The following is a 21,156-nucleotide window of genomic DNA, read 5'->3' on the forward strand; positions in this document are numbered from 1 at the left end:
TCCAAGATCATGCTCGAGCGCGCCCGCGCGAACGAGAAGATCAAGTGGAAGCTGAACTCGCAGATCACCGGCGTGGTCGGCGACGGCAAGGTCGAAGGCCTGCAGCTCAAGGACACCAAGGACGGCTCGGAGTCGACGCTGGACGTGTCCGGCTTCTTCGTCGCGATCGGCCACGACCCCCGCAGCCAGCTGGTGAAGGGGCAGGTCGACCTGGACGAGGACGGCTACGTCGTCACGAAGGGCAAGACGTCCTTCACGAACCTCGACGGCGTCTTCGCGGCCGGCGACCTGGTCGACCGCACCTACCGGCAGGCGATCACCGCCGCCGGTTCCGGGTGCAGTGCCGCGATCGACGCGGAACGATGGCTCGCGGAGCACGGCGAATCGGACGCGCACGAAGCGGCCGAGCTGGATGAGCTGAGGTGGCAGCATTCTTGCGCTATTTGACGGTCGGGCGTCTTCTTCGCGAGCCCGAATCCGGAGATGATGCCACTCTGGTTCATGCCTCACCTTCGTGGGAGACTCCTTGACTGGCGTAAGTCACAATCGGGAGCACAGTACGCATGGTGTGTGCGCGGCTGACTGTCCGCGCCGTGTGCTGTCTGACCTGTTGGGTACGAAGTGGACGGCACTCGTCATCGTGGCGCTCGAGGAGGGGCCCCTGCGATTCGGTGAACTGCGGCGTCGGCTCGCCGACGTCAACCCTAAAGTGCTGGCCCAGACGTTGCGACGACTCGAGAGGTATGGCCTGGTCGATCGCACCGTCTACCCCGTGGTACCCATGCGGGTGGAGTATTCACTGACGCAGCTGGGACGAAGTGCCAGCCAGCCGCTCGGGGCGCTGTGGAGCTGGGTGGGCTCTTATGCCCACTTTTTGCGCGGCACCGGTTTAGGCGATCACTCCGCCGAGGGAACGACTAACCCGGACTCATAAGCGACCACCACGGCCTGTGCCCGGCTGGTCAGCTCCAGTTTTCCCATGATTCGCTTGACGTGAGTCTTCACCGTCTCCGCGCTGAGCGTGAGCCGCTCGGCGATCTCGTTGTTGCTGAGCCCTTGGCCCACGAAGTGCAGCACCTCCGTTTCCCGGCTCGTCAGCGAGCTGAGGTGGTTGCGCCGGTACTTGGATGGACGATGATGTTGAGCAAAGTTCTCGATCAGTCGGCGCGTGATCCGTGGCGACAGCAGAACGTCGCCGGCCACGACGGAGTGGACGGCGGCGACGATCCGGTCTGCGGGTGTGTCCTTCAGCAGGAAGCCCACGGCCCCCTCGCGCAGCGAGGTATAGACGTACTCCGAGACGTCGAACGTGGTGAGAATGATAATCCGCGGTGACTGCTCTTCGTCTCGGCTCAGGATCTGCCGAGTGGCGGAGAGACCATCCAAGTCAGGCATCCGCACGTCCATGAGCACGACGTCCGGTCGGCTGTCGAGAGTCATAGCTACCGCCTCAAGACCGTTCGCCGCGTCCGCGACCACCTCGATCCCCGGAGCGGCGTTCAGTAGCGCCACCAATCCCGCCCTGACCAACGGCTGGTCGTCGGCTACCAGTACCCGAATCGTCATGGCCTCTCCCGGTCGGCAAGGATGCGACGACACTGAAGCCACCTTCCGGTCGCGGTCCGGCGTCGAACGTACCTCCATAGAGGTGCGCGCGCTCACGCATACCGTCGATGCCGTACGACGACAGGCCGCCTTCGGCTCGGAGACCGAGGCCGTCGTCGGTGATCTTGACGTCGAGGTATCGCGCTCGGTGGACGATCTCCACGCGCACCGACGCTGGGCCCGCGTGCTTGAGGACGTTGGTCAGCGACTCCTGCACGATCCGGTAGACCGAGATGGCGACGCCGGGCGACACGGCTTTCGGCTTGCCGGTGACCACGAGGTCCACGGTCAGACCTGTCGCGCGAACGCGCTCGACCAACCCTTGAAGTCCGTCGAGCCCCGGTTGTGGGGAGAGATCGACCTGGTCGTCATCGAGCCGGAGCACATCGAACAACCGGCGCATCTCCATCAGCGCTTCCCGGCTTGTGGCTTCGACGGTGGTAACGGCCGTCCTGGCCATCTCGCGATCACTGGTGAACACGTAATTCGCCAAGCCGGCCTGCAGGGTGATCACTGACATGTGGTGGGCGACGACGTCGTGCAGTTCTCGCGCTATCCGGACGCGTTCGTCGGCTGCGGCGCGGCGAGCGTGTTCGGCTTCCTCCCGCACGCGCCGAACCCAGCGTTTGGTGCTTTCCCCGAGCACCCAGGCGCTCAGCAGCACCAGGGTGGTTTCGATGAGCTTGGCCAGCGTCAGATTTCCGGTAGGAGACAAGAACGAAGGGACGAAGCAGAGCGCGGACAGGAGCCACATCGTTCCCGCGATCCGGGTAGAGCGCATGGTCCCCACAGTGAACACTGCGAGCAGCAGTCCGATACCCGCATTGGGGAGTTCCGCAGATTCCAAGATCGAGTATGCGGTGACCGCGCAGGCGATCAGCACCATGACGGCTACCGGGGCGACCTGGCGCAAGGCGAGCGGAGCGACGGTCAGGATTCCGAGCAGGATAACGATCCATCCTGCGCCCGGGCGGACGACGACATTGGCGATGGTGAGGGCCACAAGCGCAACGGTGATCAGACCATCGAGCAGAGGAGCGGGAAGCTTGGTGCGCACACCCCCACGGTAGTCGACCGGCGAGTTCACGTGCCGGAACAGCCGTCGCTACCACCAGAGGGGTACGGCCGGATACCTATTTTGGACGACGCCTGACCACGGAAACATTCTTATTGTCTCGGATGAGCAAGATTCACATCACGATGACGCCGACGACGCCAGCTGAGCAGGCACAACTGTGACGGTGTTACACATCTTGTCACAGTGTCTATAGTTGTAGTGCGATGGCGTTGTTGAAGTGCCCGGTGACAACGTTGTCCATGAAGTTCGGAGAATCGAATGAGCAATATTTGCGAGGCCGCAGGTGCCGACTTCACCAGCGCCGGTGGAGGAACTTATTCTCGCACCCTGGTGGGCTTGTTCACGAGCAAGTGGTCCGCGTTCGCGATGGAGTTGCTGGAGGCCGGCCCGCTCCGGTTCGGCGAGCTGCGGCGTCGACTGGGGGTGAGCCCCAAGGTGCTCACCCAGACGCTTCGGAAACTCGAAGAATACGGGCTTGTGAAACGGGTCGTGTACCCGGGCGTCCCGCTTCGTGTCGAGTACTCGCTTACCGAAGTCGGATGTGGTGCCGCAGGATTGCTGCGGGAGCTGCGGAATTGGGTCACCGAGAACCTTGACGAAATATTGCGGGCTCCGTTGTCAGAAGACACTCAAGAGCCTGATATTGATCTATGAAGATTGCATCTGATCGTAACAATCTAGCTTTGTGTGCCGATGTCGGGCACCGGTGGCAACGTACGGTGACGGAGGTACGCCGACCATCGGCGCCAGTCCGGCTCGGGACCTTGGCTACTGCGATGACACTCGGATGTCAATCAAAGTCGGCGCAGTCGGGCTGTTCTTCATTGTTCGACGGCGATCGAGTGAAGGTTCGGTCAACATTGTGTTCGATCCAGTCACGCACGGCCGCCAGTGGTGCAGCGGCGCTGAGCCCGAGCTCGGTCAGCGAGTACTCGACGTGCAGCGGAACTGCTGGATAGACCACGCGATCGAGGAGGCCGCGGTCTTCCAGCCGTCGAAGAGTTTGCGTGAGCACCTTGGGGCTGACGCCCTGAAGTTGTCGTCGGAGCTCACCAAAACGCAACGGGCCATCTTCGAGTGCGCCGATAGTCAGAGCCGACCACTTGTTCGCCAAGAGGTCCAGTAGCGCCCGGCAGGGACACTGGGCTTCGTAGACGTCGTGAGCACGGTGTCGTCCCGTCTCGCAAGCACTGCTCATCAAATCTCCTCATGTGCCCATCGACCGGAAATCGGTGCGCTCTTTCAGTCGGCAACGTCGAAGACGAACGGGAGCCAAAGCTGGTCGAATCGGCGATTCGGCGCTGAGCTTGAGAGCGATAACTTCCGGTTCTGTCGCAAAGTTCGCAGCGACCAGAAAGACGTCCGGCGTCGTCCCCTCCAGGGGCAAGATTACATCGAACTGGGTACCCGAGCGCCTGGCGATCATGATGGCGGGATGTCCCACGCCATAGCTACCGCATGGGCAAGCAGTAGTCGACCCCGCGCGATCGTGACGGTGTCCACTATGGCCTGCCGCGCCGGCAGTGCTACCGGGGAGACAGGTGCGGCTTCTCGGCTGCCACGCCCATGACAGACGACCGCCCGCGTCGACGTCTGCATCCGAACTCCCGAGTTCGCTTGGCTCGCGCGGCGCGTGCCGCGCCGATTCTCCCAACATACGATCGAGCGTCTAGTTACCCGCAAGGGTCACGACTCTCCTTTGGAGAGTGGCTGGCATTGGGCAGAGGTAAAATCAGCTGTCGTCACCAAGCAAAGCCCCTTATAGCGAGTCGTACTGGTGCTAGCTTTCCAGCGTGGATGCACCGCTTCGCGTTACTGGGACCGGCCGGGAGGGAGCGCGCGAAAGTGCCCAGCATCGACGTAGCGGTGGTCGGCACGGTCGCGGGCGAGCGCTGTTGACCGAAGTGGCCGGAGTTGACGTCGTGCTGAGCGAAAGTGGTTCAGGGTAAAGCGAACGTCGAGCCTCCTGAGTGCCACCAGTGGCGGTAGAATGGTGCCTTCTCGACAAGGCCGCCGTAACCGTCTGCGATGATGCTGCACAGCTCGGGTACGACGGGTGCGACCGGCGAGTCTGTCCGCCACACGAGGACCAGTTCCCGGTGCAGGGGCGTGCCGGCAAGTGACAGAGTGGCCAGGCCGTCGCGCACGGTGCCGATCGGGTAGAGCAAGCAGATTCCACGCCGCGCGGCGGTCAGGGCGAAAGCCACGTGCGCCTCGTTGATGAGGTGGGCGATGTGCTGGTCGAAGCCGGCGGACGCACAAGCGCGGGCGATGTAGGTGTTCATCCCGCTGTCGTCGGCATCGGGCATCACCCAGTTCTCGTCGGCCAGGTCAGCTAGTTCGGCTTCATTGTTGACGGCCAGCGGGTGCTGTGCCGAAACTCCGATGAAGATCGGCTCGCGCAGGAGCAGCCGCTGTTCCAAGCCTGCCTTTGTCGCCAACGGAAATCCCGGAAACTGCCGCATCACCGCGATGTCCAGCTCGCCGGAGCTCAGCAGGGCGGCGAGTGTTCCGGTTTCCCGAATCGTCCGGCTGGTCACCGCGTGGCGCGGCAGCACCACCGTCAGAGCGTTGACCAACAGGCTGAACTGCTGCGCTGGGATGCCCCCGACCTTCACGGGTGCTCCGGACTCCTTCTGGGCGTTCACCTGGGCCTTGCGCTGCAGAGCGCGGAGCTGGTGCAGCAGGCTTTGTGCCTCCCGCACCAGCTCGGCACCGGTGTGCGTGAGGAATACACCGCTGGCCGAACGGACGAACAGCGCACCGCCGAAGAAGGTTTCGATGCGCTTCAGCTGCGTGGTCACCGCGGGTTGGCTCAGGTGCAGTCGTGCCGCCGCGCGGCGGAGGCTGCCGGACTCGGCGATCGCCACCACAAGCTCTAGGTGCCGGATTTCCAGCCGCATGGCGGAAATGTTATCGCCGGATGGCATCACACGGAACCTGCTGATGCCGGTTCTGTCACGCTAGTGTGCGCTGCGTGACAACGACTCCTCCAGTGTCTCCGATCGCGCCGCAATCGTCGGCTGCTCTGCTTTCCAATGATGTGGTCCAGAAGTTCCTCGGAGCAGCGATGGCCGAGTACCAACGCATTACGGCCGAGGAACCACGACCGTGTTTCGGTGCTCTGCTGGGCACAGTGGTGGAAGAAACCGTGCTGGTGACGGATGTGGCGTTCGGCAAGAACGTCCGCACGTCGGATCCGACCGCTCGGGAGGAGTTCGAGACATCGATAGTCCCGCGATTCGGTCCGGCTTACGAGAACCCGGTCCGGGGGTGGTGGTTCGCGCCTTCGGATCTGCTCGGCATCGCGCGCGGTGCCGAAGCGCGCGGGCTTGACGTGTTCGGTTCCATTCACTTGCACCCGGACTGGCACCGACTGGGGCCGGAGTCTGCGCGCGAGCACCGGCTGAGCGACCGGCCGACTCCGATGGACGAGTACATGTTCCGCAGAGCGGGCTGGCCGCTAAACGTCGTTTGCTATCTCGAAAAGCAGCACGGTGGATTTTACTATTCCCTGGCTGCTTGGGGTCCTGATTGCGGGGAACTGCCGTTGCGTGTGAACGCATCTGCGGGGAAGGAGTACCTGTGATCGACGACCGGATCCCCGCTCTATGGGACACGATGGCCTCCGGCTGGGCGGCGGGAGACGCCGCGCGGTTCGCGTCCGTCTTCGCGGCTGACGTCGACTTCGTCAACGTGCAGGGAGAAACGCTCTTCGGCCGGGACGCCGTCGAGGCCCGCCATGCCCAGCTCTTCACCGCGACTTACCGGGCCACGACGCTGTCCGCGTCGGTGATCTCGATCCGCAAGCTGGGGCACCGCCTCTCGATTGTTCTAGCAATGTCGGAGATCGCCCCGTTCGGGGTGGTGACCCACGCGCAGGCTGTGGTCCGGCATGGTGGAGCACCCGAGATCATCGCATTCCACAACATGATTTTGAAAGGACCGACCTCATGACCCGTCCCCGGTTGCGCCATCTCGCGTTCGTCGTGCGGGACGCTGAGAGTATGGCCGCGTTCTACGTCGAGCAGTTGGGTATGGATTTGTTCCACATCGATCCTGACGGAAGTCGTTTCGTCACCGACGGATACCTCAACCTCGCGCTCATCCAGCAGGACCCGGGCGGCGACGTTCCGGCGGGCTTCAACCACTTCGGCTTCGATGTTCCCGGCATCGCAGCTGTGATCGATGGGCTAGTCGGGGCAGGCCTGCCGCACCCTGCATTGCGCGACGGTAACCGTCCGTTCGCCGAGTACCGCGCGATCGACCCGGAGGGCAACTGGTTCGATCTGTCGGAGCACGGGTTTCTCCCGCCCCACGTCTGAACCAGTCGCTCGTCTTCGAGATCTGTCACGTCGCAATGTCGTCCAAATATTGCAGCACCGCGAGAACGCGACGGTGTATGTTGTCGCCGGGGGGTAGGTCTCTTTTGGCGAAGATCCGATTGATGTACTTGCTGACCGCGCGTTCGGTGATGCCGAGTTCCACGCCGATGGCGGAGTTCGACAGGCCGCGGGCCATCAGGCCCAGTACCTCGCGCTCTCTCGGCGTCAGCTCGGTTCGGGAGGAAGTCCTGGCCAGCCGGTCGAACACCGCCCTGACGACCTGGGGGTCCAGCACCGTGCCCCCTTCCGCCACCGTGCGGAGATCGGCCATGAACTGCCGGACGTCGCCGACGCGGTCTTTGAGGAGATAGCCCACGCCGCCGTGGGAGTCGGCCAGTAACTCACGTACGTAGGTGCGTTCGATGTACTGGGAGAGGATCAGAATGGGTGTTCCAACCTGCCGCCGGCGCGCCTCGATGGCCGCGCGCAGACCCTCGTCGCGGTATGTCGGCGGCAGGCGGATGTCGACGATGGACAGGTCGGGCCGGTGCTGTTCGATCGCTACGAGCAAGTCGTCCGGATCGTCCACCGCGGACACCACGTTCCATTCCAGCTCCTCGAGCAGGCGTACCAAACCTTCGCGCAACAGCAGGAGGTCTTCGGCGATCACGACGCGCATGGCAACTCCATCAGGAGGACGGTGGGTCCGCCGGGAGGACTGGTGAGCGAAAGGACGCCGTCGAACGCGGCTGCGCGGCGGCGCAGGCCGGCGAGCCCGCTGCCGCGCCGTTCGTCGGCGCCGCCTCGACCGTTGTCGCGGACCTCGACGCGCACGTGGTCCCGGTCGGCGTGCACGGAAACGGATGCCTCTCCGCTTCTGCTGTGCTTGGCGACGTTGGTCAAAGCTTCGGCGATGACGAAGTACACGGTGGATTCGAGAGCCGCCGGGAGCCGGTCAGCTACTTCGACCTTGGCGGTAACCGAGCCGATCACAGATGCAGTCCGCTCGACGAGTGACTCGATACCGCCGGTCAGGCCGCGGTCGGCCAGGATCGGCGGGTACACGCCGTGGACCAGGTCTCGCAACTCCTGCAACGCAGCGCCGACCTCGGATCGTGCCTCGGTGAGCAATGCCCGGGTATGCGCCGGCAGTTCTTCGAGCTTGACATCGAGCAGGCCGAGCAGCATCCCGGCCGATACGAGCCGGGCCTGGGCGCCGTCGTGGAGGTCGCGCTCGATCCGACGCAACTCTGCAGCCTGAACTTCGAGCGCACCGGCGCGGGATGCGGTCAGCACCTCGACCCGGCGGATCAGCCGCAGGAAGCGCGGGCCTTCGAGCGCGGCGCGCCCCACGGCGGCGTGCCAGCGCGGGAGGCCGTAGCCGCACGCGACGGCCAGCAGGACCAGGGGAAGACCGCACACGGCGCCCAAGAGTGAGCTGGCGGTGTCGGTGACGGGAACAAACACGACTGGCGCCGATGCCAGCCACCACCACAGCGGCGTGGTGACGACCACTGTCGCGGTCACCCACATCATGACCGTCAACGCCAGCACGCCCGGCCCGAGCACCGCTTGCACGGCCAGCCAGCGCAGCTGCCTGCCTCCGGGGCGGACGGCGGACGCAGCTCCGTTCACGCGGCCCTGGTGTTCGACGAGGGCGTCCGCAGCCGGCCAGGGGTCCCTCCCGAGCGCCAGCCAGACCGGCCACCGGATCAGCTGACCGCCGGCACACATTCCGGTCAGCGCGTTGCGGAAGATGATGCTTAGACCGTGTTGGTTCACCCGTTCGCCTTTTCCGTTTCGTGGCAGGCTAGCGGCCGGCGTGGGAACGTGACTCGTCGACCATTCGGTGGACGGTGTCGGCGAGACCGGTCAGCGTGTCCTCGTTCGCCGTGCTGTTTACGGCGAGGGTGATGACGAGCCCGGAGTCCGGGACGTAGGTGTGCAGCACTTGAAACCCAAACGTCTCGCCGCGGTAGGCCCAGACGGGACGGCCGGTGCCGGCGTCGAGGCGCTGGGCGATACCGAGCCCGAACCCCACCGGGTCCTGCGGGGTGACGGTCCGAATCGGCTTGCCCGTGGTGGCGGAGACCAACGACTGGAGTTCACGCTGCTGCGTCGGCGGCAGCAGCCGCCCCTGGTAGAGAGCTTTCGCCCAGGTAGTCAAATCGGGTAGCGAGCCGATCAGCCCGCCAGCGCCCTGCGCCCAGGACAAGGCGAGTGCCGGTACGGGCTTGCCGAGCCAGGTGGGCAGTGCGGACACTCCGGAGTACCCCGCTGGCATCCGACGGGCGGTGTCGCGTGGGCAGGCCGGCGGCAGGCAGGTGTCCTGCATTTTCAGCGGACCGAGGATGTGGCGGTGCAGTTGAGCGTCGAAGCTGTCGTGCGTCACTCGCTCGATGATCATCTGTGCGAGAAGGTAGTTGGTGTTCGAGTAGCCGTAGCCGATCGGGTTCAGCGGCAGGTCGGCGACGAAGGACACTAGCCGTTTCGGTGTGAACACGGTGGCCGGGTGGTCGAGGATGACCTCACCGAATGCGTCCTGCTGGGCGTAGTCGGGGATACGGCTGGTCATCGACAGCAGCTGGGTGATGGTGACGTCGCGCCACGCCGAGTACTCGGGAAGCCACTTCCCGAGCTTGTCGCTGATGGACAGGCGACCCTCGGCTTCCAGCCGCAGCAGGAGCACGGAAGTGAAGGCCTTGGTGTTGCTGCCGATCTGCCACAGCGCATCGTCCGGCACTGCGCGTCCGGTACTAACGCTCACCGACGTCGCAGGGCGCCGGTCCGGATAGGTCACTCGCAGCGCCACCGTGGACATCCGATCCTGTGTGCGGTGTGTGTCCAGGTAGCTCTGCAGAGTGTCGTGCAGGGCTGCGCCCAGTCTGGTGGCAGGCTGCTGGGAGGCAACGGCGGGCTGCGCGGTGGAGCTGTAGGCGATCGCCCCCGCCGCCAGGGCCGCGAGTACGACACCCACAGTGGTCGCTCGCCGACCGAACGCCTTCTTCTTCATTCTCGTCTCCTGTGCCGTTCCGCCTTGACGGTGATCACGTTAGGAGCGGGGACCGCGCGGGAAAATCGCCTCAGCACCCCACTCGCATGACATGCCTGCATGTCATGCTAATGGCGAACCCCTCAACGTGAGCACAGTGTCTTGAAGGTACGCAAATTCTGGTATTTAGTGCACGGCTTCGCTTCCTTTGGAGCTGGCAGGCTTTGCGATAGCTGCTTGCCTGATGAGGTGAGGAGGGCGTCCAAGAATATTCATGCTTGGTCCTTTCTGCGGTCCGACTATTCCCCACAGCGGCTGGATCCGCCGAAAGTCGATGTTCAGCACGCCGCGAGTGCGCTCGGCGGGATCACCGTTCCGGTGGCGCGCCCGGTCTCGTCGAGCAGCCAGCCCATGCGTTTCGGGGTCCGGAGGTTGATGGCGCTGTCCCGCAGCCGCAGCCACGGCAGGTGCTCGCCCAGCACCCGCTCGATCCGGAGCATGTCCTGCGGTGATCGGGTCCAGAAAGCCATGGCGAGGTTGGCGTCGCCGGTCGTCGAAATGCACATCCGCAGTTCCGGCAGGGTGGCCAGCGCCTGCACGGTCTTCCGGTGGTCGGCGGGCTCGACGTGCGCGGTCCAGGTGCTGCTCACCGTCCAGCTCGACACCTCCGAGGCGAGTTCGCACCGGAAGGACAGCAGGTCGGAGGCGAGCAGCCGGCCGAGCTGCCGGCGCACGGTGGCGGGATTCCGGTTCGTCGTGCGGGCCAGGTCCGCCGCCGTGCTGCGGCCGTCGGCGGCGAGCGCTTCGATCAGCGGCCACGCGTCCCGTGGTGGTGCCGCCGGGATGCCGTTCGGAGCGGCGGCGGCCGCCTGGAAGGCGGACTCTTCGACCGGGCTCAGGGCGTCCAGCCGCCAGTGGCTGCCGTGCCGGTGCACTGCCGTGGCGACGAAGGTGCGTTGGCGGGCCACTCCGGGAAGGGTCTCGAGGTCGTCGAGGACGTACCGGGTGAGCGCGGCGAGGTCCTCGGTGATGACCGTCAGGAGGAGGTCGCGTCCTCTCGTCGACTCTTCGACGGTGACCGCGCGAGGGTCCGCGCACACGGCGTCGACGACGGCCCGCCGGGCCCCGGGGAGGCAGTCCACCTCGACGAGGGCGAGGGTGACCCGCCGGTAGCTGCCGCCGGGGTGGGCGGTGATCCACGCGAGCCCGTGCTCCCGCAGCCTGGCCCACCGAGCCGCTTCGCGAGCCGCGGTCGTGCCCAGGATGCGTGCCGCTTCGGCCCACGGGATCCGGGGAGCGACCTGGAGGCCGTGCAGGAGCCGCAGCTCGTCCTCGTCTAGGGCCGAATGCACGGTTCTGGACAGGGAAGCCTCCTTCGTGCACGAATCCAGTGAATTCGGCTGAGTGTAGCTCGACAGGTTCGATACTCGCTCTTCTCGGATGCACGGAGGCGATATGACGCTGCTGGACGAGGCGCACGGGATGCGTCAGGAGGTGGTCCGGCTTCGGCGGCTGCTGCACTCGCGGCCGGAGCTCGGTCTGCACCTGCCGCACACCCAGCAGGCGGTGCTGGCCGCGCTCGACGGCCTGCCGCTGGAGATCTCGACGGGGAAGGCGACGACGTCCGTCACGGCCGTGCTGCGCGGGGGCGCCCCGCCGTCCGGGCAGCGGCCGGTCTTGTTGAGGGCGGACATGGACGCGGTGCCGGTCGACGAGGAAACCGGGCTGGCGTACGCGTCCAGCGTGCCGGGCGCGGCCCACGCGTGCGGACACGACTTGCACACCGCCATGCTCGTGGGTGCGGCCCGCCTCCTGGCCGGCCGCCGGGCGGAGCTGGCCGGAGACGTCATCCTGATGTTCCAGCCGGGGGAGGAGGGCTGGGAAGGCGCTCGGGCGATGCTTGAGGAGGGGGTACTGGACGCCGCGGGAGAGCGCGCGGGCGTCGCCTACGCCCTGCACGTGTTCTCGACCCTGCCCCAGGGGTTCCACCTCCGACCGGGAGTGGTGCTGGCCTCCTCCTCGGCGCTCGACGTCACCGTGTCCGGCCGAGGCGGCCACGCGTCGACCCCGCACCTGGCCCGGGACCCCGTGCCCGCGACCGCCGAGATGATCACGGCGCTGCAGGCGCTGGTGACCCGCCGGGTGGACGTGTTCGACCCGGCCGTCCTCACGGTCGGCGTCGTCCAAGCCGGCACACGCCGCAACGTCATCCCGCCGACGGCCCGGTTCGAGGCGACCCTGCGCACGTTCACCGACGCGACCGCGGCCCGGATCGGCGCCGAAGCACGCCTGCTGGTCGAAGGCATCGCCGCGGCGCACGGGCTCGAGGTCGACGTCCGGTTCGACCGGGAGCGCCCGGCCACGGTCAACGATCCCGGCGAGGCCGCGGTCGCCGGCCGGACGATCGCCGAGGTGTTCGGCACAAACAGCGTGCACCGGCTCGAGCACCCCTTCACCGGCTCGGAGGACTTTTCGCGCGTCTTGGCCGAAGTGCCCGGCGCGTTCATCGCACTGGGGGCGTTGCCCAAGGGTGCCGATCCGGGCACGGCGCCGTTCAACCACAGCGGCCGGGCGGTCTTCGACGAGGCGGTGCTGCCCCAGGGCGCCGCACTCCTCGCCGAACTCGCCCTGCGCCGTTCTCACACCGCAACGCCCACCGACCTCGCGGAGTGTCCACGATGACCACGAAGACTCCGGCCGGTACCGGCCGCACCATGCTCGGCATCTGCCTCGGCCACGCTCTCGAGTGGTACGACTGGGGCATCTACACGATCTTCGTCCCGTTCTTCGCCGGTCAGTTCTTCCCCGGCGGCGCGACGGGATCGGCGGTCCTTTCCGGACTCGCGGTCTTCGCCGCGGGCTTCGTGGCCCGGCCGCTCGGCGGCCTGCTCGTGGGCCGGCTGTCCGACCGGGTCGGCCGGCGCCCGATGCTGAGCCTCACCGTCGGCGGCATGGCGGTCGCCAGCCTGCTCATCGGCGTCGCGCCGACCTACGCCACCGCCGGCGTGGGCGCGTCCCTGATCCTGCTGGCCTGCCGGGTGGTCCAGGGACTCGCCACGGGCGGTGAACTCCCGTCGGCCCAGACGTACCTGGCGGAGCAGGCGCCCGCGGCTCGCCGGGGCCGCTGGTCGAGCCTCATCTACATCGCCAGCGCCGGGGGCAATTCGGTCGGCGTGCTGCTCGGGCTGGTGCTGTCCTTGACGTTGACGCACGAGGAGATGCTCGGTTACGGCTGGCGGATCCCGTTCGTCGTCGGCGGGGTGCTGGGGGTGGTCGCGTTGTGGGTCCGGCGATCGCTCGCCGAGTCGGAAGTGTTCGTCAACGAACGAGAAAAGGCGCGGAAGCAGCCGTTCTGGCCCGACCTGGTCCGCCACCGCAGGGCCGCGCTGCAGGTGATCGGCATGTCAGTCGGCCCCACCGTCGTCTACTACACCTGGGTCGTCGCGGCCCCCGCCTACGCGATCACCGCACGGCACCTCGACTCGAGTTCCGCGCTGCTGGCCGGGGTGCTGTCCAGCGTGGTGCTCATCGCGGTGCTGCCGCTCTGGGGTGCCCTGTCGGACCGGATCGGGCGGCGGCCGGTGATGCTGATCAGTCACCTGGGTACGGCCGCGACGTTGTTCCCGCTGCAGGCGCTCGACCTCGGGAACGCGGTACGGCTCGGGATCGCGATGTCGATCGCCATGGTCTTCATCGGAGCGGGCGTCTCGGTGCTTCCCGCGGCGTACGCGGAACTGTTCCCGACGCGCATCCGCACGGCCGGCCTGGCAGTGCCGTACTCGGTGGCGGTGGCCGTCTTCGGGGGAACGGCGCCCTACCTGCAGACGTGGGTGGGCGAGACGTTCGCGCCGGCCGTTTTCACCGGGTACGTCGTCCTGCTCCTGCTGGTGTCCGCGGCGACCGTGCTGACGCTGCGGGAAGGCCGCGGAACCGACCTGACCACGCTTCACCAGGCCGTTCCGGAAACGATGAGGAAAGCTGAGGATCATGACACCGCTCGAAATGCTGGCTGACGGCGTCACGGTCGTCGACCTGGCGCAGCCGTTCGAGACCGGGATGCCCGCGTCGCCCACGCATCCGCCGTTCGAGTTCGCGTTGCGCCACCGGCACGGTGATTTCTCCTATCCGGACGGCTTCACCGGGTCGCACGAGATCATGGTGCTGGGCGGGCACGTCGGCACCCACATGGACGCCCTGAGCCACGTCGCCGTGGACGGCAGGCTGCACGGCGGTGTCCCGGTCGGCGAAGCGATGCACGGGGGCCGCTACCGCAGCCACGGCATCGACCAGGTGCGCCCGCTGGTCCGCCGCGGAGTGCTCTACGACGTGCCCCGCCACCGGAAGGTCGCGCGGCTGGCGCCGGGCGCGGCCGTGGAGGTCGAGGATCTCGCGGCCGGCCCCGCGCCGAAGCCGGGTGACGTCGCGCTGGTCCGGACCGGATGGGCGCAGCTGTGGGACGACCCGCGGGCCTACGTCGGTGACGACTCCGGGGTGCCGGGCATCGATGTCGGTGCCGCGCAATGGCTTGCCGAGCGTGGTGTCGTCGCCGTCGGCAGCGACACGATCGCCCTCGAACACCGCCCGGCGGGCCCGGCCCCCGCTGCACTGCCGGTGCACCGGCTCCTGTTGCACGACCACGGCATCAATCTGATCGAGGTGATGGCTTTGGAAACCCTGTCCGAAACGCTGGCGTCGGCCGGTACCGCGGAATTCCTGTTCATCGGGGCACCGCTCAACGTCGTGGGCGCCACCGGTGCCCCCATCCGCCCGCTGGCGGTGGTGGGCGCATGAGCGGCGACACGATCCGGCTGGGCGACGTGACCGTCACCCGGGTGCTGGAGTGGACCGGTCCGATCAGGACGGTGAGCGACATCGTGCCCGACAGCTCGCCGGAAGGGCGCGCGGCCTTGGCGCCGGACTTCCGCAACCCGGACGACGACGCCTACCTCTGCGCGATCCAGAGCTGGGTGCTGCGCAGCGAAGGGCGCACGATCGTCGTCGACACCGGTGCGGGGAACGACCGCGACCGTCCCCAGGTCCCGCAGTTCGACCACCTCGAGACGCCGTTCCTGGACAACCTCCGCCGGGCCGGCGTCGAGCCCGAGGACATCGACCTGGTGGTGAACACCCACGTCCACTACGACCACGTCGGCTGGAACACCCGGCTGGACAATGGCGAGTGGGTGCCGACGTTCCCCAACGCGCGTTACCTGATTCCCCGCGTCGACCGCGACTACTTCGATCCGGAGAACGAGCACCGCCGCCCGCCGGCGCGCACGGACGCCGATCGCCTGCGGCGCCGCGGCAGCCACCTGGTCTTCGCCGACAGCGTCGTACCGATCCTCGACCGGGGCCTCGCGACGTTGTGGGAGGACGGCTACACGATCGACGGAAACCTGACGCTCGCGCCGGCACCGGGGCACACGCCCGGATCGTCCGTGCTGAAGCTGCGCTCGGGCACAGACCGGGCCCTGTTCGTCGGCGATCTCCTGCACAGCCCGGTGCAGGTGGCCGAGCCGGCAGCCAACAGCTGCTTCTGCGAGAACCAGGCCGAGGCGCGCGCGACCCGGGTCCGGTTGCTTGACGAGGCGGCCGAGACCGGGGCATTGGTCGTGCCCGCGCACTTCCCCGGCCGGGGCGCGGCCGAGGTGCGCAAGTCGGGCGAGAGCTACGAGGTGCACGACTGGGCGGCTTTCGCGCCGATTCGCGTGCGGTAGGTACCGCTCGCGTCGGCCTGTCGGCCGAGTAGAGGCGGGCGCCGACCACCTGATCTGCCACTCCGCACCACATCGCAGGTCTGTGGCAACTCCTCACAGCATCGCTGTGGGGGCGGGATCGTCCGGATCCGCCATGCGGTCAACGGCGACGGGATCGACGACTGCGTGTGGCCAGGGGTTCGACGATCTGCAAGGTGACGTCACCGAGGCTGATCCGGTCACCTTCATTCACCTTACGGATCGGGTACGCGGTCTCGGCGGCTTGGCCACGACCGATCCACGCCTCGGTCGACGCGAGCAGTTCGAGATGCCGGGCGACGAAGTCGGCATGGAAGAGGTTGATCACGCCTCTGAGGGCGAACCGATGAGAGCGCAAATCAGCCGTCGATCCGAGGCACGCCTCGGATCGACGGTCACCGCGTTACCCGTATTATGGTCGGGTTGCCAATAACGCAGTACAATCGCTCACCCCGCCAGATAGCGGATGAGGCCGGCGCCCCGGCAGTTGGTGCGTTACACAGCGGACGCCGAGTTCGCTCGGCGGTTGTCACTCGAATCACGACTCCGAGCCCGGGTGCCGGCTTCCGTGTACGAGGTGCGCCAGGGCAGACGAGTCGAGCGTTTTAGGCAACTGTGGGGCTCCTGCGCGATCCTATTGGTACAACAACGCTCTGGACGGCCCAGCCCCGATCGCCCGGCAGGTGGCCCGTATGCGCGGGTTGTCTGACCACCCGGGCCGTTGCGGCCGTGTCCACGAGCCAGCACCCTCACAGAAGGTTTTCATGAACCCCAAGAGCAGTAGGTGGGGCCAGTCCAGGCCCCTGAGGACGATCGTCGCTGTCGTCGCCGTAGTCCTCGTCACCGCCGGAAGCTTGGTGGTGTACCTCGTCGAACGAGCGGACGGTCAGGTCCAGATCGTCATGGGCGACACGAGCGCGCCGGACCGGGTCGACGTCAACATCTTTGTGCAGAAGGTCGACGCGGCCGCTCAGGAGCTGTCGGCGCAAGTGGAGATGTCCCCACAGGGCGCACTGGCCGACGAATCCGGTTCTCCTCGGCAAGATCTGACGATCTTCACAAACGGCACCAAGGGCGACACCTTGTCGTTCAAGGCGGGAAAGAGCCCCAGTACAGCGGACGTCAAGCTGGCCCTCAACGACGGCATCATCACTGACTACCCCTTCGACAGCTACAAGATCGATGTCGGAGTAGCGGTGCAGACCGCCACGGGGGCCGTGCCCGTGAGCGTAACTCTCGTCAACACCGACGCGTTTTTCAAACTCAAGACGCACGACGAAAAGGCCGAGGACGGTGCGCTGGTCTTCACCGCCGACGCGGAACGATCGACCGGCACCTGGGCCTTCGCGTTGTTCATGATGCTGTTCATGTGGTTGCTGAGCCTGGCTGCGGTGACCGCGGCCTGGTTCGTGGTGGGTAATCGTCGTGGGCTGCTCTGGCCGCCGATGAGTTTCATGGGCGCCCTGCTGTTCGCGCTCGTCCCGCTGCGCAATGCCGCGCCGGGGCAGCCGCCCATCGGCTCCGTCATCGACTTCGGATCATTCTTCATCGCCGAAGGGCTGATCTCTCTATCGCTGATCGTCACGGTGATCGTCGGCTATCGGGTTGAGCGGGCAAACGAACGAGAAGAAAAGGCTGCGAAGGTCGCTGTCGAAACACCGGACCCATCGCCGCCCGCACTTCCGCTCCCAGAAGCCGCCGGCCATCGGCAAGGAGCGCCGGTAGGCGCACAGCCCTGGCAAGACGTACGACGCTGATCCGAAGTGGTGCCGGGCTGTGCGACCGTTTCGGTCGCATAGCCCCGAAAAATAGATACGAGCCAAAGCTGGCAAGTCAGTCAGAACTCGGTGCTTATTTGGGCAGATCATACTCGAATTTCTTCGCCTTACCGGTGTCTTGTGCTTGAATCATTTCATGGTCAATTACCCCTACTGCCTCGACTCGGATGAAGTTGCTGTCCAGAGGTGTCCAGGCAGTCTCAAATGGGCTTCATGGTCTTTTATTGTTTCCTCGATGGTCGGCGCGTTGGATGCCATAATGCGTTTCGTTGCGCAGGGTGGCGTCAATGTCCGGACTGCGGACGTCCCCAACGGATCCGAGCCGGATGAGATCGACCGCATCGTCGACGTCGCCAACGCCGTCGTCATATTTTTTATAGTGCTTATCGCGATATCGGTCGTCTACCTGGCCATCCGCCTGTGGTCCGGTAGTCGTGGTGCTCGGGCCACTCTGACGGTCGCCGCTGCCGCCCAGCTTTCCACCATGTTTTCCGGTTTCGACGACGCGCTCGCCTGCCTTAGTATCCTCGTCGCCATCGCCGGGGTCACACTGATCTTCACGAAGTCGTCCAGGGCCTATTTCGTCGAGACTCAGGGGTCGAAGTAGGCGAGCGTGGCTTCTCCGACCAGGAAGGCCTGGAAGCAGGAGAGTGTCGGCGGGGTGACTGTGACACTGGACTGTTGTTGGCACGACAAACGCCGGTTCTCCGTTGGCAACGTGCTACGGGTCGGGATGTCCATGGCGTCCCGACCCGCGTCCAAATACTGCCGCGGAGACCCAACGTCTGATCGTCCTTGCGGTGCTAGTCGCGCGGGCTGGGCGTGTTGGCGTGGTTTCGTATTGCCAACCGAATCGCTTCGATGTAGCGCGGAAGGTGTTGGCGTGCGGCCTCGAGCTGCGAAAGTAGGTCCTGTTCGCGGCCGGCGGTGCTCTCCATCTGCGCGGACGCCCAGCGAGCTGTTGCCGTCGCGCCCATGGCGGGAACCTCGCGTAGCCGCTGCAGCGCGTCCCAGTGTTTTTCCAGCGTGCGGAGTGTACCTTCGAGGGCTTCGATCATCTTGGTTCCCGTTGCCTCGTCCACCGTGAACCGGCGGCTTTCGGCGAGCTCCATCATCTGGGCGCCCGCTAGTCCTGACACGGAGGTGAACACTGTGCTGTCGGCCATTAGGTGACAATATTTATAGGCGTTCACACCTCACGAATATCAGCCCAAAGTACCAGTGAGGCTTGCCCGCGAGCCAGTTCGGAGTGCCGTTGATGGGAGAGTGGCATCCGCGCGTCATGATTGCTGCGATTCTCGCGGGCATCAGTATCAATCTATTATTCAATGTTCTGGAACATTGGACCCGAGGTCAGGTGCAGGCCAGGTCCTTCGGTGGAGATATGAATCCGCTTCAGTCCAGTGGACGTCACCAGTTCGCTCAGTTCGGCCTCGGAGAACCAGTGGGAGAAGTAGCCTGTGCTGCGGACGTGCAACTCCGCCTTGGCGGAGTCGACGTCGCCCGGTTCAATGACCCCGCACAGTTCCGGGTGCGCGGCGTAGAACTCGCGTACTGCCTGGCCGAAGAACTCGCGGTTGAACACCGTCAGCAGCAGTGAGTCATCTGGGCTCAGTGACGCGCACATCTCGCGCACGACCTCTCGTCGTGACTGTTCAGGCATGATGCCCAACGTGTTCATCACGCAGGCGAACAATTTCGGTGATTCGTGGTAGTCCGAGTCCAGTCTGCGGTCGTCGGCGAGCACTTCACGCAAATTTGCTGCGTTGCCCTCGACTGCGAATAGCCGGCGCGCGGGAGAACTGTGCTTCATCAGCAGGTCGAGGAAATGCCGAGATACGTCGACGCCGACTGTCATTCGGGCGTCGTCGGCGAAGGTAAGGCAAAATTTACCAGTGCCACAACCGACCTCGACCACGCAGATGGAAGGGGTCACTCGTCCGCGGATGAGCGCCAGTTCGTGCTCGAACACGCTCAGCAGCAATGGTGACCGGTAGACGGCGTCCTCGTAGACAGGCCCGGGGATAATTTTCCAGGCACTCTCCGTCTTGGTCAGAGATTTCACGCCAGATTCCCTCTACTGCCGCATTGTGTGGAACCCAGAAGAAGTGTGACTTCGGAGCTGATATGACAATGACAAAATACTGATGCGGTTGTGTCACGGCTGATGGGTGAGCTCGATTGCCTTCGATGTGTGCCCGAACGCCTCGCGACTCCGAAACCCACCACGAGCTTGATCCTGCACACCTGCACACCTGCCCGGATGTCCCTGGATCGCTGTCACTTCGATCCAGGGCCACGCTCGGCCGAGCAGTCGGCGGGCATAGTCGATGGTGGACGGCATCCGGCCCCACGGGCCGCGGCACCTGACCGGGTGCCATTGACGCCAATCCCGCGGTCGGACGAGAGGCGGGTTTGACTAGTCATTGGAACAGTCGAGGCGCAGGCCGGGCCGCTACGCAGGCCTGTCGCTTCGGCACGCATCAACTCCGCCCAGCCGTGGATGGGTCCGCGCAGCGGCCGGTGACCGGCAGTTCGCCAGATGGACCCGCCCGAGACGGAACCTCGTGTTCGTCCAGTATCCATTACGTCGGCGAGAAGGCGATGCGCAGCCGGGAGCTGCATTGGCCGATCCGGTTGAGGCAGCGGCGATTCGGCGGCCGCGCGCGTCCCATGACGAGCCTGTTCGCAAAGAACTGGCCGGTGTTGACAATCGGTCTCTCGAACGAGCGCTCGGTTTGACCTCTCTACATTCTGATGGGCTTCGATGTCATTCCTTATCATCGAACACGATTTCGCGGTGGCGGCGAGACTGCGTGCGACGTTCCGGAAGCACGGGATTCCGGATGACTTGGTCGTGTCACGCGGTGATCTTCCGGTTGTCATAGAGGCTGGCCGGGCGGTCGTGATTGCCGCTGCCTTGCCCGCGCAAGGCACGCTCAAGGTTGTCCGGCAGGTGCGGGCTCGAGGTGGCACTGTCATCGTCGTATCGGCGGTCAGTGATGTGCGCCGGCGGGTGGAAGTGCTGCGTTCGGGTGCCGATGATCACCTGACGGAGCCGGTTGACGCGGGTGAACTCGTCGAGCGGATCCGGGCGGTGCGGAGGCGCAGAGAGCTGCTGTCCGCGGCGCCGGTGACCGGGCAGATCCGCTTCGGCGGCCTCCGTGTCGAAGTCGAGGCCAGGGACGTGTTTTTCGATGGGGAGCGGGTGTCGCTCTCCGCGAGGGAGCTGGACCTTCTCGTGAGTCTCGCGCGGGCAGGGGGGCGGGTGTGCAGCCGTGCGCAGCTGCTGGCGGAGGTGTGGGGTGTTCAGGGACTTGCCGGAAGCGGCCGCCTGGACTTTTACATCGGATCGCTGAGGGCCAAGCTCGGTCGTCCTGGATTCATCCAGACGGTCAGAGGAGTCGGATACCGGTTGGGGGTGCTCGGTGACCTCTGACTGTTCTGTGTCTCCCTGGGTCACTTGTGGCGTGTCAGAAGCCGATGATCGGAGCGGTTGTGGTCGTCGCCGCTGGTCGTTTGGGCACTTTCGGCCTGGGAAAGTCTCTGGTTGTCTGGTGGTGGGGTGTATGTGAGCTGCCCAGTCGCATGATTGGAGGTGAGGAAGCCGCGGGTAGCTGCTGCTGACACAGCTGAGCGTTCG

At 65.7% G+C, this 21,156-nt stretch carries 24 protein-coding genes; 13 read left to right on the forward strand and 11 right to left on the reverse strand.

The genetic code is table 11. From position 1 onward, the window contains the following. On the forward strand, positions 1 to 447 hold a 447-nt coding region (locus tag BLV96_RS48720; protein ID WP_167379982.1), incomplete at its 5' end, for an NAD(P)/FAD-dependent oxidoreductase. 148 nt (positions 448 to 595) lie between these two features. After that, a complete protein-coding gene (locus tag BLV96_RS48725; RefSeq protein WP_279627589.1) occupies positions 596 to 934 on the forward strand; it encodes a winged helix-turn-helix transcriptional regulator in 339 nt (112 codons plus the stop codon). Here the strand turns inward: BLV96_RS48725 and BLV96_RS48730 are convergent. Beyond that, positions 898 to 1,566 carry a response regulator gene (locus tag BLV96_RS48730; protein WP_086678608.1) on the reverse strand — a complete coding sequence of 223 codons (669 nt, stop codon included), beginning with the start codon at positions 1,564 to 1,566 and terminating at the stop codon, positions 898 to 900. The two genes, BLV96_RS48725 and BLV96_RS48730, sit on opposite strands and share 37 nt — an antisense overlap. After that, on the reverse strand, positions 1,451 to 2,662 hold the full coding sequence (locus tag BLV96_RS48735) for a sensor histidine kinase (protein ID WP_143051171.1): 1,212 nt from the start codon (positions 2,660 to 2,662) through the stop codon (positions 1,451 to 1,453). The genes BLV96_RS48730 and BLV96_RS48735 overlap by 116 nt, the downstream gene beginning before the upstream one ends. Positions 2,663 to 2,941: 279 nt before the next feature. On the opposite strand from BLV96_RS48735, the gene BLV96_RS48740 reads away from it, so the two are divergent. Continuing rightward, positions 2,942 to 3,337, forward strand: a complete 396-nt coding sequence (locus tag BLV96_RS48740) for a winged helix-turn-helix transcriptional regulator (protein WP_086678607.1) — start codon at positions 2,942 to 2,944, stop codon at positions 3,335 to 3,337. 136 nt (positions 3,338 to 3,473) lie between these two features. On the opposite strand, the gene BLV96_RS48745 is transcribed toward BLV96_RS48740, so the two are convergent. Beyond that, positions 3,474 to 3,881 (reverse strand): winged helix-turn-helix transcriptional regulator, encoded by a 408-nt coding sequence (locus BLV96_RS48745; RefSeq protein ID WP_086678606.1) that lies wholly within the window; start codon positions 3,879 to 3,881, stop codon positions 3,474 to 3,476. A 742-nt stretch (positions 3,882 to 4,623) separates the two neighbouring features. Continuing rightward, positions 4,624 to 5,586, reverse strand: coding sequence for a LysR family transcriptional regulator (locus tag BLV96_RS48750; protein WP_158104181.1), 963 nt, complete (start codon positions 5,584 to 5,586; stop codon positions 4,624 to 4,626). A gap of 92 nt (positions 5,587 to 5,678) precedes the next feature. On the opposite strand from BLV96_RS48750, the gene BLV96_RS48755 reads away from it, so the two are divergent. The 3 genes from BLV96_RS48755 to BLV96_RS48765 are packed head-to-tail and all read left to right on the forward strand — an operon-like array spanning position 5,679 to position 7,008. After that, on the forward strand, positions 5,679 to 6,272 hold the full coding sequence (locus BLV96_RS48755) for a hypothetical protein (protein ID WP_086678604.1): 594 nt from the start codon (positions 5,679 to 5,681) through the stop codon (positions 6,270 to 6,272). Beyond that, positions 6,269 to 6,640 carry an SgcJ/EcaC family oxidoreductase gene (locus BLV96_RS48760; RefSeq protein WP_086678603.1) on the forward strand — a complete coding sequence of 124 codons (372 nt, stop codon included), beginning with the start codon at positions 6,269 to 6,271 and terminating at the stop codon, positions 6,638 to 6,640. Before BLV96_RS48755 ends, BLV96_RS48760 begins: the two co-directional genes overlap by 4 nt. Next, a complete protein-coding gene (locus tag BLV96_RS48765) occupies positions 6,637 to 7,008 on the forward strand; it encodes a VOC family protein (protein ID WP_086678602.1) in 372 nt (123 codons plus the stop codon). Before BLV96_RS48760 ends, BLV96_RS48765 begins: the two co-directional genes overlap by 4 nt. A gap of 25 nt (positions 7,009 to 7,033) precedes the next feature. On the opposite strand, the gene BLV96_RS48770 is transcribed toward BLV96_RS48765, so the two are convergent. The 4 genes from BLV96_RS48770 to BLV96_RS48785 form a co-directional block, all read right to left on the reverse strand. Beyond that, a complete protein-coding gene (locus BLV96_RS48770; protein ID WP_086678601.1) occupies positions 7,034 to 7,687 on the reverse strand; it encodes a response regulator transcription factor in 654 nt (217 codons plus the stop codon). After that, positions 7,675 to 8,790 carry a sensor histidine kinase gene (locus tag BLV96_RS48775; protein WP_086678600.1) on the reverse strand — a complete coding sequence of 372 codons (1,116 nt, stop codon included), beginning with the start codon at positions 8,788 to 8,790 and terminating at the stop codon, positions 7,675 to 7,677. Before BLV96_RS48775 ends, BLV96_RS48770 begins: the two co-directional genes overlap by 13 nt. 28 nt (positions 8,791 to 8,818) lie before the next feature. Continuing rightward, positions 8,819 to 10,021, reverse strand: a complete 1,203-nt coding sequence (locus BLV96_RS48780) for a serine hydrolase domain-containing protein (RefSeq protein WP_086678599.1) — start codon at positions 10,019 to 10,021, stop codon at positions 8,819 to 8,821. Between the two features lie 317 nt (positions 10,022 to 10,338). Beyond that, positions 10,339 to 11,352 carry an Lrp/AsnC family transcriptional regulator gene (locus tag BLV96_RS48785; protein WP_086678598.1) on the reverse strand — a complete coding sequence of 338 codons (1,014 nt, stop codon included), beginning with the start codon at positions 11,350 to 11,352 and terminating at the stop codon, positions 10,339 to 10,341. Positions 11,353 to 11,455: 103 nt separating this feature from the next. On the opposite strand from BLV96_RS48785, the gene BLV96_RS48790 reads away from it, so the two are divergent. Genes BLV96_RS48790 through BLV96_RS48805 form a run of 4 tightly spaced genes read left to right on the forward strand, consistent with a single transcriptional unit; the run spans position 11,456 to position 15,717 of the window. Continuing rightward, positions 11,456 to 12,682 (forward strand): M20 metallopeptidase family protein, encoded by a 1,227-nt coding sequence (locus BLV96_RS48790; RefSeq protein WP_086678597.1) that lies wholly within the window; start codon positions 11,456 to 11,458, stop codon positions 12,680 to 12,682. Beyond that, complete coding sequence (locus BLV96_RS48795; RefSeq protein WP_086678596.1) at positions 12,679 to 14,013, forward strand: MFS transporter; 1,335 nt, start codon at positions 12,679 to 12,681, stop codon at positions 14,011 to 14,013. Before BLV96_RS48790 ends, BLV96_RS48795 begins: the two co-directional genes overlap by 4 nt. After that, complete coding sequence (locus tag BLV96_RS48800; RefSeq protein WP_167379983.1) at positions 13,988 to 14,791, forward strand: cyclase family protein; 804 nt, start codon at positions 13,988 to 13,990, stop codon at positions 14,789 to 14,791. The genes BLV96_RS48795 and BLV96_RS48800 overlap by 26 nt, the downstream gene beginning before the upstream one ends. Then, entirely contained in the window at positions 14,788 to 15,717 is a 930-nt protein-coding gene (locus tag BLV96_RS48805) for an MBL fold metallo-hydrolase (protein WP_086678594.1), read from the forward strand. The genes BLV96_RS48800 and BLV96_RS48805 overlap by 4 nt, the downstream gene beginning before the upstream one ends. A 139-nt stretch (positions 15,718 to 15,856) precedes the next feature. Here BLV96_RS48805 and BLV96_RS48810 read toward each other — a convergent pair whose 3' ends face one another. Next, complete coding sequence (locus BLV96_RS48810; RefSeq protein ID WP_086678593.1) at positions 15,857 to 16,063, reverse strand: MBL fold metallo-hydrolase; 207 nt, start codon at positions 16,061 to 16,063, stop codon at positions 15,857 to 15,859. Positions 16,064 to 16,499: 436 nt separating this feature from the next. On the opposite strand from BLV96_RS48810, the gene BLV96_RS48815 reads away from it, so the two are divergent. Together BLV96_RS48815 and BLV96_RS48820 are read left to right on the forward strand one after the other, a co-directional pair. Continuing rightward, positions 16,500 to 17,492: a DUF4436 family protein gene (locus BLV96_RS48815; protein ID WP_158104180.1), complete on the forward strand. Its 993-nt coding sequence runs from the start codon at positions 16,500 to 16,502 to the stop codon at positions 17,490 to 17,492. 256 nt (positions 17,493 to 17,748) lie between these two features. Next, on the forward strand, positions 17,749 to 18,120 hold the full coding sequence (locus tag BLV96_RS48820; RefSeq protein ID WP_086678591.1) for a hypothetical protein: 372 nt from the start codon (positions 17,749 to 17,751) through the stop codon (positions 18,118 to 18,120). A gap of 196 nt (positions 18,121 to 18,316) precedes the next feature. Here the strand turns inward: BLV96_RS48820 and BLV96_RS48825 are convergent, their stop codons facing one another. Beyond that, the gene (locus tag BLV96_RS48825) at positions 18,317 to 18,679 is read right to left on the reverse strand and encodes a hypothetical protein (protein WP_086678590.1); all 363 of its coding nucleotides are present in this window, start codon (positions 18,677 to 18,679) and stop codon (positions 18,317 to 18,319) included. A 155-nt stretch (positions 18,680 to 18,834) separates the two neighbouring features. Then, the gene (locus BLV96_RS48830; RefSeq protein WP_086678589.1) at positions 18,835 to 19,578 is read right to left on the reverse strand and encodes a class I SAM-dependent methyltransferase; all 744 of its coding nucleotides are present in this window, start codon (positions 19,576 to 19,578) and stop codon (positions 18,835 to 18,837) included. A gap of 702 nt (positions 19,579 to 20,280) precedes the next feature. Here BLV96_RS48830 and BLV96_RS48835 point away from each other — a divergent pair. Continuing rightward, positions 20,281 to 20,952 (forward strand): winged helix-turn-helix transcriptional regulator, encoded by a 672-nt coding sequence (locus BLV96_RS48835; RefSeq protein WP_086678588.1) that lies wholly within the window; start codon positions 20,281 to 20,283, stop codon positions 20,950 to 20,952. Positions 20,953 to 21,156 lie beyond the last annotated feature (204 nt).

The organism is Amycolatopsis pretoriensis (assembly GCF_900107925.1).
In the GTDB taxonomy this organism is placed as follows: domain Bacteria; phylum Actinomycetota; class Actinomycetes; order Mycobacteriales; family Pseudonocardiaceae; genus Amycolatopsis; species Amycolatopsis pretoriensis.